Origin of the sequence: Neorhizobium sp. NPDC001467, assembly GCF_050275975.1 — a bacterium.
Lineage (GTDB): Bacteria > Pseudomonadota > Alphaproteobacteria > Rhizobiales > Rhizobiaceae > Neorhizobium.
Genome location: NZ_JBNNPS010000007.1, coordinates 98201 through 115503 on the forward strand (window position 1 = coordinate 98201; position 17303 = coordinate 115503).

Annotated in this window: 14 protein-coding genes; 10 read left to right on the forward strand and 4 right to left on the reverse strand. The window is 58.9% G+C overall.

Translation table 11 applies throughout. The features are described 5' to 3' along the window. The first annotated feature begins 60 nt into the window (after positions 1-60). Positions 61-1830: a thiol reductant ABC exporter subunit CydD gene (gene cydD / locus ACQKKX_RS15230; RefSeq protein ID WP_427571740.1), complete on the forward strand. Its 1770-nt coding sequence runs from the start codon at positions 61-63 to the stop codon at positions 1828-1830. Next, a complete protein-coding gene (gene cydC, locus ACQKKX_RS15235) occupies positions 1827-3491 on the forward strand; it encodes a thiol reductant ABC exporter subunit CydC (protein ID WP_427571741.1) in 1665 nt (554 codons plus the stop codon). The genes cydD and cydC overlap by 4 nt, the downstream gene beginning before the upstream one ends. A gap of 1 nt (position 3492) precedes the next feature. Here cydC and ACQKKX_RS15240 read toward each other — a convergent pair whose 3' ends face one another. After that, positions 3493-4233, reverse strand: coding sequence for a Crp/Fnr family transcriptional regulator (locus ACQKKX_RS15240; RefSeq protein WP_427571742.1), 741 nt, complete (start codon positions 4231-4233; stop codon positions 3493-3495). A gap of 224 nt (positions 4234-4457) precedes the next feature. Between ACQKKX_RS15240 and ACQKKX_RS15245 the strand changes: the two genes are divergently transcribed. From ACQKKX_RS15245 to ACQKKX_RS15260, 4 genes are all read left to right on the forward strand, one after another. Next, positions 4458-5147 (forward strand): OmpW/AlkL family protein, encoded by a 690-nt coding sequence (locus ACQKKX_RS15245; RefSeq protein WP_427571743.1) that lies wholly within the window; start codon positions 4458-4460, stop codon positions 5145-5147. 368 nt (positions 5148-5515) lie between these two features. After that, positions 5516-7096, forward strand: coding sequence for a sensor histidine kinase (locus tag ACQKKX_RS15250; protein ID WP_427571744.1), 1581 nt, complete (start codon positions 5516-5518; stop codon positions 7094-7096). Between the two features lie 2 nt (positions 7097-7098). Further along, positions 7099-7680 (forward strand): response regulator transcription factor, encoded by a 582-nt coding sequence (locus ACQKKX_RS15255; protein ID WP_427571745.1) that lies wholly within the window; start codon positions 7099-7101, stop codon positions 7678-7680. Positions 7681-7776: 96 nt separating this feature from the next. Beyond that, positions 7777-8265, forward strand: coding sequence for a GlcG/HbpS family heme-binding protein (locus tag ACQKKX_RS15260; protein WP_427571747.1), 489 nt, complete (start codon positions 7777-7779; stop codon positions 8263-8265). A 190-nt stretch (positions 8266-8455) separates the two neighbouring features. Here ACQKKX_RS15260 and ACQKKX_RS15265 read toward each other — a convergent pair whose 3' ends face one another. Next, entirely contained in the window at positions 8456-8683 is a 228-nt protein-coding gene (locus ACQKKX_RS15265; RefSeq protein WP_427571748.1) for a hypothetical protein, read from the reverse strand. Positions 8684-8705: 22 nt separating this feature from the next. Continuing rightward, positions 8706-9041, reverse strand: coding sequence for a DUF983 domain-containing protein (locus ACQKKX_RS15270; RefSeq protein ID WP_427571750.1), 336 nt, complete (start codon positions 9039-9041; stop codon positions 8706-8708). 193 nt (positions 9042-9234) lie between these two features. Between ACQKKX_RS15270 and ACQKKX_RS15275 the strand changes: the two genes are divergently transcribed. Beyond that, a complete protein-coding gene (locus tag ACQKKX_RS15275; RefSeq protein ID WP_427571751.1) occupies positions 9235-10611 on the forward strand; it encodes a PLP-dependent aminotransferase family protein in 1377 nt (458 codons plus the stop codon). A gap of 459 nt (positions 10612-11070) precedes the next feature. Here the strand turns inward: ACQKKX_RS15275 and ACQKKX_RS15280 are convergent, their stop codons facing one another. After that, positions 11071-11535, reverse strand: coding sequence for an MgtC/SapB family protein (locus tag ACQKKX_RS15280; RefSeq protein WP_427571752.1), 465 nt, complete (start codon positions 11533-11535; stop codon positions 11071-11073). 934 nt (positions 11536-12469) lie between these two features. Here ACQKKX_RS15280 and ACQKKX_RS15285 point away from each other — a divergent pair. Genes ACQKKX_RS15285 through ACQKKX_RS15295 form a run of 3 tightly spaced genes read left to right on the forward strand, consistent with a single transcriptional unit; the run spans position 12470 to position 17303 of the window. Next, entirely contained in the window at positions 12470-15907 is a 3438-nt protein-coding gene (locus tag ACQKKX_RS15285; protein ID WP_427571754.1) for a response regulator, read from the forward strand. After that, positions 15904-16737 (forward strand): CheR family methyltransferase, encoded by an 834-nt coding sequence (locus tag ACQKKX_RS15290; protein WP_427571755.1) that lies wholly within the window; start codon positions 15904-15906, stop codon positions 16735-16737. Before ACQKKX_RS15285 ends, ACQKKX_RS15290 begins: the two co-directional genes overlap by 4 nt. After that, positions 16734-17303: a chemotaxis protein CheB gene (locus ACQKKX_RS15295; protein WP_427571756.1), complete on the forward strand. Its 570-nt coding sequence runs from the start codon at positions 16734-16736 to the stop codon at positions 17301-17303. The genes ACQKKX_RS15290 and ACQKKX_RS15295 overlap by 4 nt, the downstream gene beginning before the upstream one ends.

The following is a 17303-nucleotide window of genomic DNA, read 5'->3' on the forward strand; positions in this document are numbered from 1 at the left end:
CGGGATTGAGCAGGCATTGCATTGCAACTGAAGAGAACAGGGTTGGGCGCGGGAACAGTCATGCGAGGATCAACAAGTGGAAAAACTCCCACGGGCCAAAAGCTGGCGCGGGCCATTCTGTCGAGGCTGTCCCGCTATGGCGGCAAGCGCCTGATCGCCGCAATTACCCTGCCGGTGATCTCGGGACTGCTGCTGATTGCGCAGGTCATGGTGCTGTCGGACGTGCTCGGGCGTGCCATCGCCGACGGGGTTCCGCTGGTTGAACTGTGGTCCTCGCTCGGATGGTTGGCGATGATCCTGCTGGCCCGGATCAGCCTTTCGACCTGGAGCGAGCGTCTGTCTTCCGCCGCATCGGAAGCCATCAAGGCGCGGCTGCGCGACGAGTTGATCGGCCGTCTTCTTGAGCGCAAGGGGGAGTGGGTCCGCTCCCGTTCGTCAGGCTCGCTCGCCGCGACGCTCGTAGAACAGGTGGAAGCGCTGGACGGCTATTTCGCGCGCTTCCTGCCGGCCATGGTGCAGGCAATGATCTTGCCGCTTGCGCTGGCAGTCGCGGTGATGCCTGTCGATATCGTGGTGGGACTGCTGTTCCTGCTGACGGCCCCGATGATCCCGCTGTTCATGGCGCTGGTCGGCTGGGGTGCGGAAGCCGCCGGCAATGCGCAAGCCGGCGCCTTGTCGCGGCTGTCGGCTTATTTCGGGGACAGGCTGCGCGGCCTCAAGACGCTGAAATTGTTCGGGCGCATGGAGGCGGAAGAGCAGGCGATGCGTCGCGCAACGGAAGAACTGCGCCAGCGCACCCAGCGCGTCCTGCGCATCGCATTCCTGTCGTCGGCCGTGCTGGAATTCTTTGCCGCCCTCGGTGTCGCCGGTGTCGCGCTCTATGTGGGCCTCACCTATCTCGACATGCTCAGCCTGCGCGCCGAGCCCTTGACCCTGAACGCCGGCCTGCTGTGCCTTCTGATCGCGCCGGAAGTCTACCAGCCATTGCGGCTTCTTGCCGCCCATTATCACGACCGGGCGAACGCCATGGCCGCGGTGGGAGAGATCGACCGGATGTTCGGCGCGACGGAAGAAACCGCAGCGGAGCAACAGGTCCAGCCTGAAGCACAGTCGACACCGCACTGGCATGGGACACTACCGGTCGTGTCTGCCGAAGCCCTCACGCTGCACGCTCCTGGGAGCGGGACGGCGCTGCTCCTTGATGCCAGCCTCGCACTTACGCCGGGTTCGCGCACAGCGCTCGTCGGAAGCAGCGGTATCGGCAAGTCGACGCTGTTGAAGGCTTTGGCGGGAATGATCCAAGCGACCGGTTCTATCCGCCTCGCTGGTCGTTCCTTGGCTGAAATCGACGACGACGAACTTCCCGGTCTCGTCACGCTCATTGGCCAAAAGCCTTACCTCTTCCATGGTACGATCGCTGCCAACATCCGCTTCGCGCGCCCTTCGGCTACGGAGGAAGAGGTCATCGCCGCTGCGCAATCGGCCTGCGTCAGCAGCTTTGCGGTCACCTTGCCGGATGGTCTCGACACGATGATCCATGATGGTGGCGTCGGCCTTTCCGGCGGAGAAGCGCAGCGCGTGGCCCTTGCGAGGATGTTCTTGATCGACTCTCCTATCCTTCTTCTTGATGAACCGACCGCCCATCTCGATCCGCGAACGGAACAGGACGTGCTCAACAACATCCTCGCCTTCGCAACGGGTAAGACGCTTCTCGTGGCAACCCATTCGCCCGCCGTGGCACGCCGCATGGATCAGGTGGTGCTTTTCGCCGACGCCAAGCTTGTCGCAAACCCTTCCCCTGCCTCCGCCCAACGGGAGCACGCCGCATGAAATCGCTTCTTTCCTTCCGCCCCCTATTCGGCCGCCATGCTGGTGGGTTTGCCGTTACCCTGACGCTGTCCCTCCTGACCCTAATCTGCGGCATCGCCCTCTTGGGGCTTTCCGGCTGGTTCCTGACGGCAGCCTTTCTCACCGCTGCGGCGATGAGCTTCAACCTGTTCGGCCCGTCCGCTGCGGTGCGCCTCCTGTCCTTCCTGCGCATCGCCTTCCGCTACGGCGAAAGGGTCACCGGGCATGACGCGACGCTTAAGGTTCTTGCCGATATCCGCATCTGGGTCTTCACCCGCTTGAAGCCGGAACAGATCCGCGCGCCGCATCTGCGCCGCGGCGATATCATATCGCGCCTGACCGCCGACGTGGAAGCGCTGGATTCCGTTTATATCGTCGCCGGCGGCCCCCTACTGACTGGCCTCTTGGCCAGTGCCGCGACCACAAGCGCGCTGGCCCTGCTCCTGCCCGCGGCAGCCCTGCCTTACGCGGTGCTGTTCGCCTGCGCCGGGATTGTGGTGCCGTTCCTGTTGTGCACCGCCACGCGAGAACGGGGCAAGGCCATCGTCCGCCACATGACGGCGCTGCGCATCGCGACGCTGGACATTATCGAAGGCCAGGATGAAATCGCAACTTTTGGAGCGGCCATGCGGGTGCGTGTCGAAGCCGCGTGCATCGCAGATGACCTGGCCCGCGAACGCCTGTATCTGGCGAGGATGTCGTCGCTGGCCTCGGCCGCCATCTCCGCGTGCGCCGGCCTTGCTCTGCTGGCCACGCTAGTAAGCGGACTGCAGGCCTTCGAAGCCGGCACGCTCGGCGCAGCGATGGCGGTTGGCCTGCTGTTTGCCGTTATCGGCAGCTTCGAAGCCACCGCCCAAGTGGTGCGCCTGGTGGCCAAACTGACAACGGCCATGGCCGCGGCTGAGCGGCTGCAGGAGATGGCGCAGGCACCCGCTGCCGTTCTTGAGACTGTCGAGCCAACTGCCCCCGCCCCGTCGGCAATGATCAAGCTGGACAGGGTCGTCTTCGGTTACTGTGACCGACCCGTATTTCACGCCGTCGACATGACACTGCACCCGGGCGAACGGGTTGCGATCAAGGGGCGTAGCGGCAGCGGCAAGTCGACGCTTGCCGCCCTCCTGCTGCGTCTGGCCGATCCCCTGTCGGGCACCATCCACATGGGCGGTGTCGATATCCGGGAGCTGGCGATGACGGACCTGCGGGAGCGAATCGCGCTTCTGGAACAGGACGCGCCCGTGTTCATCGGGAGCGTACGGGAGAACCTGATTATCGGCCGCGCGGATGCCGATGACCAGGCCTGCTGGGCGGCACTCGAGACCGCGTGCCTGGCAGATCTTATTCGCTCTTCACCGGCAGGTCTCGACATGCAGGTCGGCGAAGCGGGCCGCACGCTGTCGGTCGGCCAGGCGCGGCGACTTTGCCTGGCCCGCACGCTCCTGTCGAAGGCGCCGATCCTGATCCTAGACGAGCCTACCAGCGGTCTCGACCGTGATACGGCAGGAGCCTTCTGGACCGACCTGAAGCATGCGATGGCGGGGCGGACCGTGCTCCTGATCACCCATGCCGAACCGCCGGCCGACACCGTCGACAGGACGTACGAGATGCGCAACGGCCGCCTGTTCGCCGTTCCCAGCGGCGGATGATCTAGTATGCGCCCTGGCCGGCGATGGCCTGGAGCCCGCTCTTGTTGACCAATTCCACCAGATGTGGATCCGGTAGCCGGATCAAGCCGTTGTTGCGCAGCTTGGTGAAGGAGCGGCTGACCGTCTCGATCGTCAAACCGAGATAATCCGCTATATCGGTGCGCGACATGGCAAGCAACAGCGGATTGCCGGGAAGCTTGTGTTCTTCGGCGCGCGCCGACAGGCCGAGCAGGAAGCTTGCAAGCTTTTCCACCGGCGCCAGCCGCCCGAGGATCATCTGGTTGTCGCGCGCCTGGCGCAACGCTGCCCGGGTGAAGCGGTGCAAACGGTCCTTTAGCTTCGGGAAGCGCTCGATAAGCATCGCTATTTCGCGCGCTGAAAACGAACAGAGTTCCACCGGACCGATCGCTTCGGCGGTGGAGGAATGGGTGTCTTCATCCGCAAGCCCGAGATAATCGCCGGGCAGAAGGAAGCCGGTGATCTGACGGCGCCCGTCGGGCAGCGCCACCGACAGCCTCAGCATGCCGGAAGTCAGACTGAACACGCGGTTCAGCGGGTCCCCTTCGCTCACCAGCATTTCTTCGGGCCCGAGCGACCGGGAGGTCATGATCCGCTCGAGTTCGGCGACCTCGTCGTCGTCCAGGGCGGCACAGATCGCGAGGCTGCGGACGCTGCACTTTTCGCAGGCGCTGCGTGGCTTGCGGTACTCGATCTTCGTTGTCGGCTGAAGCTGCTGGTTCACGATCACGGCCTTTCAGCCACCACGTTTAGCCGTTGCTCGGGCAAATCACAACCAGACCAAAGGTCGCGCAACGTCCAGTGGGTCCGTGTGCAAACCAATTCCTCCACCCTGCGAGACGTCTGATGGAAGGAAAACGCTGCTGTTGATTTGGATCAACCCGTCTTCGGTCCGGACCGTCTAGATGTCGCGACGAAACATTCACACGACTCGAAGGAACAGGCTCCATGATTACCCAATGCAGGCTCCAACCGCGTGTTGCCCTCGGCATCGGCGCAATGTTCTTCGCCTACGGAGCGGCGGCCGCGGACCCGACGGCCATCTCTCCCGTCCCTGTGGCGGAAGAACAAATCCAGCAATCCAGCCGATGGCAGGTCCGTATCCGCGCACTCGGCGTGATCACCGAGGACAACGGCTCGGTTGACGGCGTTCCTGGTTCGGATCTGTCCTATTCGGACACGGTCGTGCCGGAACTCGACATCAGCTATTTCTTCACCGACAACATCGCCGCCGAACTTATCCTTGGCACCACCTACGCCAACATCAATGAGGACGGCGCGGTCGGCGTTCCGGTGGGCAAGTCCTGGCTTCTGCCGCCGACGTTCACCCTGCAATACCACTTCACCGATCTCGGCGCCTTCAAGCCGTATATCGGCGCCGGCGTGAACTATTCGCTGTTCTTCAACCAGTCGGAAAAGGACGGGTTCAGCAATCTGGACGTCAAGAACCACTTCGGCTGGGCCCTACAGGCCGGCTTTGATTACATGCTTGACAGGCACTGGGGCCTGAACTTCGACGTCAAGAAGATCTTCCTTGAAACGGAATGGTCGGCCGATCACGACGCGCTCGGGCAGCTTTCGGGCAAGGCCAAGATCGACCCCTGGCTGATTGGTGCCGGCGTCACCTACCGCTTCTAAAGTAGGGCGTGGCCACGGTGCTATCATGCAAGTACCTCGGAGAGGCGGTCAAGAGCCGGCAGGGCAACGTCTAGTTCCTTCCGGCTTGCCATCTCACGACGGAACGGCTTCAACTGAGCCGCGAAGTTCGAGGAGTATCTCGCTGTTGGAACTGCCACGAGCTCCTTAAGATCTTGATTGGATACGAACCTACGCCCTGAATAAAGGCTTCAACTGCTGACCGAAGGTGAGAGCCTCAGCGACTGCAGATTGTCTCGCTCGCGACGGGCGAGGCACGGGGCGCTAGCCAATCTCACTTCAAAACGTCCAGGGCCGCCGGCGGCCGCCGCCTTCGGCGGTTACTACCTCAAGGACGGTAGGTTTACGGATTGTCGTTCCGCGCGAAAAGGCTATTGCTTGGCCTTCGGTCATTGGCGGGAAAGCGAACCATAACATCCATGGTCTTGAGACAGCTGAAACAGGCGGGCGTATTTCCTATTCGTGCCTTAGCAATGTGGTTGTTGATGAGTCTTGCCGCCATCGGCCTTCTGGCCGCATATCAATACGCGTCCGGTCTTTCCGCTCTGTCGGAGCGAACAAGGAGCATGGAGATGCTTCTTGCCGAAAGGCTGGCCCAGCACGACGCCCACCTGTCCGGGCTTGGGGCCGTTGTTCGCATGTCAGCAGACGAGCCATCGAACAGTATCCAGGGCTTGGCCGAAAACATCATTACCCGCTATCCCCGAATTACCGACATAACAACCATCACTATCGGCAATGGAACTGTGCGGGCGATATCTTACGGAAGACCTCAAGGCCCCGAGATCACTGACCTGCAGCCGAATTTGGATCTGACCGGCCTCGAAAAGTTCGGCAATACGTCAGCCCGTTCTGCTGCCACACCGCACTCTTACGAGATTTTCAAGCTGGTTGCCCCCAAGCGGCTGCTGCGCCTGCGTATCGATACGGACGCCTTGCTGGATATGGGCAACGAAGCTCCAGAATATTCGGCCACCCTTTCGCTGAACGGCACGGTGCTGTTTGAGACATCCCGCGGCGCCGGTGCATTGCTCACAGCGTCCAATGCGCTGGACACGAGCAATCACAGCCAGCTCCTGCATCTGACGGTCAGCCGCGGTTTCAGACTGAATGAACTCTCTCCCCCGCACCTGGCCTTGGCCCTGCTGGCAGCATTGGCGGTGATCACATGGCTGATCATGCGGTATCGCCATGCCAGCCGGGAACGCCAGTCTCAGGAGCGACGCGCCATGTTGTTTGAACAGGAGGCGAAGCTTGCCCAGGCCGGTCGCGTGAACGCAATGGGGGAAATGGCGTCGGGTATCGCCCATGAACTTGCTCAGCCGATTGCCGCCATGCTCAGCCAGAGCCAAGCGGCAAAACGTGCATTGGCGATCGATCGCCCCGACATCCTCGAAACTGCGATCGATGCGAACATCCGCGACGCCAAACGTGCCGGAGATATCCTTGCCCGCATGCGCGCCTACGTTTCCGGCGAGCCGGCCCGGATCGAGGACGTATCCCTCACCGAGGCAGTCACCGACGCGCTGCGGCTCGCCGAAGCCGATTTGGCACATCGCGGCATCACCCTCGTCGTGACGCAGTCCGGCGACGTCGGAACCTGCTGCATCGATGTGATCTCGTTTCAGCAGGTTCTTCATAATCTGGTCCGCAACGCTGCCGATGCGGTTGCAGATAGGCAGAACCCGACGATAACAGTCGATACCCGGCGCCATGGAGATGAGGTGCTGATCATCGTTGCCGACAATGGCCCCGGCATCGACCACCCCTCGCTTGGCCGCATATTCGATCCGTTCTTTACAACCAAGACGGACGGCATGGGCCTCGGGCTGCCGCTTTCCGCCCGTCTTCTGGAAAAAATGAACGGTTCGATCGAAGCATGTAATGATGGCGGTGCCCGTTTCACCATCCATCTCACAACCGGCGTGTAACGATGATCCATCTGGTAGACGACGATCCTTCCGTGCGTGAGGCTCTGACGCTTCTGCTTGCGACCTATGGCAGGGAAGTCACGTCATATCCGGATGCGGCCCACCTGCTGGCGAATATCGAAAAGGCACAACCCGGTATTCTCATCCTGGATTTGAGGATGCCGACGACGAGCGGTCTTCAGCTGATGAACAAGCTGGCGGATCTGCGCATCGGATGGCCCAAGATCATGATTACAGGGCATGGCGACATCGAAGCGTGCCGTCGTGCGTTCAAAGCAGGCGTTTCGGATTTCCTGACAAAACCTGTCGATGAGCATGTCCTGATGGAAGCGATCACCGCCTGCGAGGCAATGCTCGGCGAATTCCTGGCGTTTCGAGAAAACAACCATTTGATCATGCTTCTGACGGCACGCGAACGGGAGGTGATCGAGCTGGTATCAAAGGGGTTTGCAAGCAAGGACATCGCAGCCGCGCTCGAAGTTTCCGTGCGGACGGTCGACAGCCACCGCGCCAACATTGCCACGAAATTCGGGACCTCCGCTGTCGCCGAACAGACGCGCATCTGGCTTGCCGCGCATCGGTAATCTTACCGAGACTTTTCAGTGGCGATGCGAATTTCGTGGTGTCCTTTGTCCGTCTAGGTTGGCTGCAGTCCACTCACCAACCGAAAGGCTGACACCATGAAAACCGCCCTGCTTTCGCTTGCACTTGCAACGTCTTTCACCACGTCTGCTCTAGCGCAGGATGTCGTCCAGCAAGCCAGCCTCGGAACACCGTTGGCTGTCGAACTTGCCCAGGCTGCCGTGGCTGCGTGCTCCGCAGACGGGTACAATGTTGCCGCGGCCGTGACCGATCGCTCCGGCGTGCTGCTCGCGCTCGTTCGCGCAGAAAGTGCCGGTGCGCATACGGCAAATGCTTCCACCGCAAAAGCCTTCACGTCAGCATCTTCACGCACGCCAACGAGCACGATGGCCGAAAACGTCGCCAAGAATGCCGGTGCGGCCGGCCTCGTTGACATTCCGGGCTTCCTTGTTCTTGCAGGCGGCGTTCCCGTCAAGGCTGGTAGCGCAACAGTCGGTGCAATCGGCGTCGCAGGCGCACCCGGCGGCCATCTGGACGAAGCCTGTGCCAATAAGGCGATCGAAAAAGTCTCTTCCCGTCTGAAATAACTCGCCCAAGCACTCTGCCGCCCTAGGGCTGTTAGCTCGGGGCGTTGCAGTTTAGGTCTGCGATGGCGGAGAGATCGTTGCTCGAAGTCCGGTCGAAATTTAACGGGGCCCTCCACCGGGAAACGCCAAATGAATACCGATGTGCGTCAGGTGTGCGGCTCGCCTAACGGCGAATACTGAAAGGTCACAATTAGGGGAAAGTCAGGTCCAGACCTAACGTTCGGCTCACAACAAAAGCCATTAGTCCTACCATAAGAAGCGCCAGCAAGAAGGCTGCGGTCATCTTGATGCCCGTTCGCAACATCGCGAGCGTTGCTCCTTTCTCACCCTGATCGTAGTGCCATTTGATAGCGTAAAACATGGCGATGGCGAGAGCCATCACCTTAAAAATCAGGAAGACTATAGGTACCCAATTCATAATTGAACTGTCTCCTTTCCCATCAGTCACGCGCCGCATGGGTTCGGACTGGATGCGTTGCGCACTTTTTCAGCAGCAAAAGGGGCAACAGACAAACCAGGACTGCAGGTAGAGCGACAAATAGTTGCGCTGCAACTGAAGCCGAGTAGACGATCTGGATCATGCACACCAGCGCCAACCCTACAGCGCATATGACGCCAATCACGAGCATCGCTGCACGATCCCAGGTTTTGACGGAGGATTGTTCAAGCCCTTCGCCGCATTCAAAGCCGCCCAACCCCGTCTGTGTCGGCATGACAACCGGATTACCGCTGGTCATCGTCTTATCTCCAACAATTGATTGCATGGTTGCGTACATACAATAATCCGATCAAAATACGCATATTACAAATTGGCGCAGGCCGCCCGGGACGTCTCGAGATCTCTGAAACAGACCGCATACAATGATTTTCACGCGCTGGTTCGATGGTCGCACAGTGTCCGCTAAAAATTGACACCACATACATAGCCCATATAATGGCGCGCAGTTGAATGCATTTATCGGTTTGGCAATGACGGAAACTATCTGGACACCTCAGCTCAGCACTCGGGAGGGGCCCATATATCTGTCCATTGCAGATGCTTTGGGCCGTGACATCGCGAACGGGCGATTGGCAGAAGGTGCCCGGCTCCCAACGCAGCGCAAACTTGCCGACAGCCTTGGTATCGACTTCACCACCGTCAGCCGAGCTTACGCTGAAGCCCGCGACCGCGGACTCATTGAAGGTAAAGTGGGTCAAGGCACATTTGTGCGCTCAAGGCGCGGCGTTCGAGCAGCGCAGCAGCCCTCCGGCGTTGTCGACATGAGCATGAACCTACCGCCGCGCTTTTCCGATCCCGTAATTGAACGCAGGATGTGGGAGGGCATGAATGAGCTTCAGCAGCACGGTATGGATCTCATGGTTCGGTACCAAGAACCGGGAGGCATCATGGATGACCGCACTGTTGCTGCGTCCTGGCTATCGAGGCGTATGCCGGGAGTATCGCCGCATCGCGTCTTGATCGCGTCCGGCGCACAGGGAGCCCTCCACGCTGTTCTCAGCGTGTTAACGGAACCAGGCGACGTCATATGCGTGGAAGAGCTCACATATCCCGGGTTACGGTCGATCGCCTCCCACCTTAGAGTCGAGATGGTCTCACTAGAAATGGACGGTGAAGGGCTAGTTACGGAAGCCTTTGAGCAGGCATGCAAGGACAAGAAGCCCAAGGCTTTATATTGCATGCCAACGCTTCATAATCCCACAACGCGGACGATGCCCATCGACCGGCGGCGGAGCGTCGTCGATATCGCTGAGAGATACCGCGTGCCAATCATCGAGGACGACGCGTATAGTAGCCTCATCGCGGAACCGCTGCCATCTCTGGCTTCAATGCAGCCCGAGATCGTCTACCATGTAGCCAGCTTGTCCAAATGCTTATCGCCTGCCCTCCGGGTCGCTTTTGTTGCCGTCCCCGAAGTCTATACACACGTGGTCGCTAACGCGATCCGGGCGTCAGCATCTATCGTTTCTCCGCTCACGAGTGCGCTGGCCTGTCAGTGGATAGAGACTGGGGTGGCTGATGCCGTCAGAGGGGCAATCGTCAAGGAGACGATGAAGCGCCTCGATATCGTCAAGACGTGCCTCCCGTACGACTTCGAATCTTCTCCAGGCGGTTTCCATGTCTGGCTAAACGTCCCCGAACCGTGGACGCGGAATGAGTTGGCTACCAAACTTCGTTTGATTGGGACCGGCGTCGTTACAAGCGAAGCATTTGCAATCGAGTCCGCTCCTGAAGCCGTGAGGCTGGCACTCGGTGCTCCCGTAAACTTGGAGGACCTTACTCGTGCCCTGCGGGGAATGTCGGACCTGCTCGCCAAGAGGCCCGCGTTTTCGAGGATGGTGGTCTGAGGGGAAACCGAATGTGCTCGATAAATGGGCCAAACAAAGTTTACGCTAAGAACGTATGGGTTCCGCTTCCGCAGATGTCCTGTCGGTAGTGCCGTTGTGTATTTCACTTGGCTGAATCAATTTCCTGTCTTGACAGGGGTAACATGGACGAACGCATTGACGGCAAGAGCCCCGACACAAGCGCAGTTGCTCGTTCTGGTCAAGCCCTCAGTTTCTCTAATCGCGCTCGCAGCGGTAAGGCCATCGCGATAATCCAGCTCTTGAAATGATCCAAACCATTGACCCATCATTGTCGCTTAGTCGTCACTAATTTCATTCAACAAACTATCAAGACGCTTCTTTGGGCCAAGCCTCACAGCTTCCAGCAAAAGTATCTTGGCAAAGGTGTATTACCAACCTAGGAGGCATCGCAGAGCGGGTGTTAAGCGCGCGGGCAACCTCTGAGATTGAAAGAGTTTGTTACTTTTCACCATTATCCGGGAGATTTCGCGCCGACTTGAAGTTCGCCATAACTCTCAACGTTGCAAAGGTCACGATGGTGAGCACGATAGCTGTATCGTAAGCGCCCAAGCCGACCGCAGTTCCAATTGCACCCGTTGCCCAAATGCTCGCGGCTGTTGCAGTTCCGCGGGTTCCGAGCTTGCCAACGAGGATGGCTCCGCCACCAATAAATCCAACACCGTTGATAATGCCCTCCACGATCCGGGCGGTAGCCTCGGCGCTGCCGACGGTCACTGACTCGGTGGCCTGAACGAAGCCGCAAGCCGCAATTGCGACCAACGGAAAGGTGCGCAGCCCTGCACTTCTTTCGTTACGCTCGCGGTCCCATGCAATCGGCAGCGCCAAAACATACGCAACGAGCAAAGCAACGAGGTGCGGGACGATATCCAGTTCCACGCCCAGCGAAGCAAGCCACTCATTCAATCGCGGTCCTCCTTGTAGGTTGCAACACGATAAATGTAGAGCGCAAGCGGAATGAAAAGAACCGCCGTCTAGACAGGATCAACGTATTTTTCAATAACGTCGTAGTCCTGCCCCAACAGGAAACCGTCCAGAGCCAATGCCGCGGTCCATAGCAATGTGCCGCCGTAGAGATGGATTCATCGAGCGGGAGGGTGTTCGTGCCTATACCAACCTCCGCCTTGAACTACTGTCGATGCGAGGCGATAAAGTTGACCACGGCAATGGGTACGTCGAGGATGTCCGCAGCCAATTCGGCTACGTCGTCGAAGGCATCTTCCCCGCCCATGTCTAGGATCGTACCGTTCAATCGCGGCCAACGGTCCGCGTCATTCCAATGCGGTTCACCAGTTTTTATTCCGGGGGGAGCGCTTGGTAAGGCATGGTGGGGCGTTCTCCAGTTCTGCGTTCTCAAACGCGCTTCCGGACACGGGTGGAGCGTAGGCAGAACGTCATTTTGGATAATATACCGACGTTTTGATTGCATCATATCGTAAGACGATGGACCGATTTCACCAGAGGAAACTGCGGGGGAAAAAGAAGTGCTTTCCAAAACAGCCGGAACCATGGAGCACAAGGACGACCAAAAAATTGCGTCACCCCACGGAACGTTCTACGCCGAAATGCGTTCCGGGGCTTGATGTGAGGCAGTATCAAAAATGAATGAATTCGGACTTCTTTCGATCGGCTCGGTCTATCCAACATTTTCCCCCATAGTAATTCGTAGCACCCGTAGGCGCTGCTGCGTCAACGATCAACGGCAGGTGGCCCATGACACGCGTGCGTTCGGTGTCCAGAAACCTGCCAACCTTTGCTTATGATGCCTTACGTTGCACCGACGGCATATTCCGGCTAACGATATCGCCCTCTTCTACGCTCCTCCACTTTCGAGATTTTCATGAAAACGTCCAATGCTGCGGCGCCTTCTCGGCGGACCCTCGGCCTCGACCCGTCGGTCTCCTTCAGTCTACTGACCGCGCTGGCGTTTTTCGTCATCAGCGCCGGGGTTTCCTGGTATAATGTGCAAACCCTGCGCTCGAACAATCAGCGTGTCGTTCATTCGCATGAGGTCATCGTCGGGCTGTCGGACCTTCTGTCTTACATCCAGGACGCCGAAACGGGCCAACGCGGCTTCCTGCTGACAAACAGCGACCGATATCTTGAGCCTTACAACACGGCGATCAATGCCATTCCAAGGCGCCTGGAGGCGCTCGCCGGCTTGATCAGCGACAACGCTTCGCAACAGCAGAGGCTCGTGACGCTGAAATCGCATGTTGATGGCAAACTGTCCGAGTTACGTGAGACCATTGAGCTTCGGCGCACACAAGGCGCCGAGGCTGCGCTTGCGGTCGTCAATTCAGACCGCGGCAAGGTGGAGATGGATGCCGTGCGCACGCAACTGACCGCGATGCGGCAGGAAGAGGCTCGCCTGCGAGGATTGCGGCTCAGCGAGATGGAGAGCGCATACACGACAGCTTTCGCCAGCAGCATTCTCGCTGGTCTGCTCGGCGTCCTTCTGACGATCGCAATCGCAGTCCTGGTGCGTCAGGCGACACTATCGAGGCGACGGCAGAACTGGCTGCAGTCCGGTGAAGTCGCATTGAACACTGCCGTGACGGGCGATCGGCGAACCGAAGACCTTGGCGACAGCATTCTCGATTTCCTCACCCGCTATACCGGCGCTGTTGCCGGCGCTATCTTTGTGAAGGACGATGATCAATTCCAGCGCGTCTCGACCTGGGGCGTTCCCAATAGTGCAAGCATACCGGAGCATTTCAAGGCGAAAGAAGGCTTGCTCGGCGAAGCGGTCGCAGCAGGCAAGCCGATCATCATCGAACACCTGCCGGATGGATATCTTGCGTTCGGATCAGCGCTCGGTGCCGACAAGCCACGTCATCTGATGATAATACCGGGCAGCATTGACGGCGCGGTGAACTCGGTCATCGAGCTTGGCTTCCTTCGTCCGGTCGACGACACCATCCTTACCCTGCTTGACCAGGCATCCGCCTCGATTGCCACGGCCGTACGATCGGCGAAATACCGCAGCGATCTTCAGAACCTCCTGCGCGAGACACAACGGCAGGCCGAGCAGTTGCAGGTGCAGGGCGAAGAGTTGCGGGTCTCCAACGAGGAGCTTGAGGAACAAGGCCGGGCACTGAAGGAATCACAGGCGCGACTGGAGCAGCAGCAGGTCGAACTCGAGCAGACGAACTCGCAGCTCGAAGAACAGGCCCAGCAGCTCGAAGGTCAGCGCGATGACCTCGAGCGGGTCAACGCCTCCGTCCAGCTCAAGGCGCGCGAGCTTGAACAGGCAAGCCGATACAAATCCGACTTTCTCGCCAACATGTCGCATGAGCTGCGAACACCGCTCAACTCGTCACTCATTCTGGCGAAACTTCTCGCCGACAACCCGGACGAAAATCTAACAGCCGAGCAAGTCAAATACGCCCAGACCATCCAGTCGTCGGGCAATGATCTCCTCAACTTGATCAACGACATTCTTGATCTCTCCAAGATCGAGGCAGGCCATGTCGATATCAGACCGGAACCGGTGTCGCTCGAAAGGCTGGTCGGCAGTTTGAGACAGCTGTTCGATCCAGTTGCTAAATCAAAGGGGCTTGGCTTCGAAATCGGGATCGCTCCCGAGGCACCGGCGGTGATCGAGACCGATCCGCAACGTCTCGAGCAGGTCATCAAAAACCTGTTGTCGAACGCATTCAAATTCACCGAAAAGGGTAAGGTCTTCCTGTCGCTCCGAAGTGCCGCCAACGATCAGCTGGCACTGGCGGTCACGGATACCGGCATCGGCATCGCCGAGGATCAGCAACGCAACATTTTCGAGGCCTTCCACCAGGCCGATGGCACAATCAGTCGCAGGTTCGGTGGGACCGGGCTCGGTCTGTCGATTTCAAGGGAATTGGTCCGGTTGCTGGGCGGCGCCATCCATCTGACAAGTCGGCACAATCATGGCAGCACCTTCACGGTGGTCATTCCGACCTCTTATGACCCGTCGCATGTCGTGTCGCGCGATATCCGCACCGCGGATCCCGTCGCCAAGCATCAGCCGGAAGTCACCGAAGAAAAGCCCGCTCCATACGCACACAGTCATCAGATTGTCGAAGACGACAGGGCGGTCGCGGGCGACGGTCGGCGCACTTTGCTTGTCATCGAAGACGACGACACCTTTTCATCGATCCTGCGTGATCTCGCCCGCGAAATGGGGTTCCGCGCGCTTGTGGCGGGAACGGCGCATGAGGCGCTGGAGCTTGCCAAACAGCATATGCCGCACGCGATCGTGCTAGATGTCGGGTTGCCGGACCAATCCGGCCTGTCGGTCCTTGATCGCCTGAAGCGCGATGTCCGCACGCGGCATATTCCCATCCACATCGTTTCGGCAGACGACTATACGGAGACCGCGCTTTCGCTCGGCGCCGTCGGCTACATCATGAAGCCGGTCCAGCGCGAGCAACTGGTCGATGTGTTGCAAAAGCTCGACGCAAAACTGTCGCAGGGCGTTCATCGCGTCCTGATCGTCGAAGACAATGAAGTTCAGCGTGAGGCGGTGGCAAAGCTCCTAACCTCGCATGACGTAGAGACCGTAAGTGCAGGAACCGCGGCCGAATGCTTGACTCTTCTCAAGGAGCAGACATTCGACTGCATGGTGCTCGACCTGTCCCTGCCCGACGCATCCGGCTATTCCCTTCTGGAAACGATCAGCCGTGACAGCAGCCATTCCTTCCCGCCGGTCATCGTCTATACGGGGCGCGTTCTGTCCGCTGACGAGGAGCAGCGGCTGCGCCGTTATTCCAAGTCCATCATCATCAAGGGCGCCAAGTCGCCGGAACGTCTCCTCGACGAAGTGTCCCTGTTCCTGCATCAGGTCGTCTCCGAATTGCCCGACGAACAGCAGAAGATGATCCGCAAGGCGCGCAACCGCGATGCGCTCATGGAAGGTAGACGAATCCTCATCGTCGAGGATGACGTCCGAAATGTCTATGCACTGACCAACATCTTGGAACCGCGTGGCGCTATCATCGAAATCGCCCGTAACGGTCAGGAGGCCCTCGACAAGCTTGAGCAGGCCAAAGGTGATCCGGAAAAGGCTGTCGACCTTGTGCTGATGGATGTGATGATGCCTGTCATGGATGGTCTGACGGCGACACGCGCCATCCGCAGGAATCCAGAATGGAGAAAACTTCCGATCATCACCCTGACCGCCAAGGCCATGCCGGATGATCAGCAGCGCTGCATCGAGGCCGGCGCCAACGATTACATGGCAAAGCCGCTCGACGTGGAAAAGCTGCTCTCCCTCGTACGCGTGTGGATGCCCCGGTGATCGAGACATTCGAAAAGGTCGAGGACATCGAAATCCGGCTACTGCTTGAAGCGCTTTACCTGCGCTATCATTACGACTTCCGGAATTATGCCACGGGATCGATCAAACGCCGTTTGCGCCAGGCGCGGGAACAATTAGGCTTTGCAACGATCTCGGCAATGCAGGAACGCGCCCTGCATGACGAAAACATGTTACCGAAGCTTCTCGGCTATCTGACCGTCCAGGTTAGCGAGATGTTCCGGGATCCGGGCTATTTCCGGGCTATCCGCGAGGTCGTCGTGCCGCATCTGAGGACCTATCCCTCCCTCAAGATCTGGATTGCCGGCTGCAGCGGCGGCGAGGAACTCTACTCAATGGTCATCCTGTTTCGGGAGGAAGGGCTGGAAGATCGGACGATCTTTTATGCCACCGATATCAATCAGGATGCATTGCAAATCGCCGAAGCCGGCGTTTACGATGTCGATCGCATCCAGCTGTTTACCGAAAACCACCGCAAATCCGGTGGCAGGTCATCCCTGTCGGACTATTACAGCGCCGGTTACGGGCGGGTGTCGTTTGACCGGACATTGCGCGACCGCGTGGTGTTTTCCGATCATAGTCTTGTGACCGACGCGGTCTTTGGTGAAATGAACCTGATTTCATGCCGCAACGTCATGATATACTTCGACAAAGTGTTGCAGGATCGCGCAGTCGGTCTGTTTCGTGATTCACTTGCCCGCAAGGGCTTTCTGGGCATCGGCGCTAAGGAAAGTCTTCGTTTTTCGGCACATGCAGACGACTTCAACGAATTTGTCCGCCAAGAAAAAATTTATCAGAGGATCGGCAAATGATACCAGCCGATCCAAAAGCGGTGGTAATTGGGGCGTCTGCCGGCGCGCTGGAAGCTCTGACGAGCATCCTGCCAACGCTGTTAGGGGAGTTTCGCCTCCCCATCATGATCGTCGTGCATATTCCGCCCGACAAGCGCAGTGTGCTGGCAGAGCTTTTTCGCGCCAAATCCAGCATCGAGGTCATAGAGGTTGAAGACAAGGAGCCGATCCGGCCGGCAACGGCGTATTTCGCGCCACCGGATTACCATCTCCTTGTCGAGGACCAAGAGACCTTGGGCCTGACCAATGAAGAGCCGGTCCTGTTCTCCAGACCTTCCATCGATGTGCTGTTTGAAAGCGCCGCAGATGTCTACGGAAGTGCGGTCGTGGCCGTACTTCTAACGGGCGCAAATCACGATGGTGCCAAAGGCATTTCTGCAATCGCGAGGGCTGGCGGCCATGTCATCATTCAGGATCCGCAGACTGCATTTGCCGCCGCAATGCCCGAAGCGGGCCTGGCGTTGTGCCCCGACGCGACAGTCCTGTCGCTCGATGGCATATCTGAATATTTGAGGAGGATCGGCTGA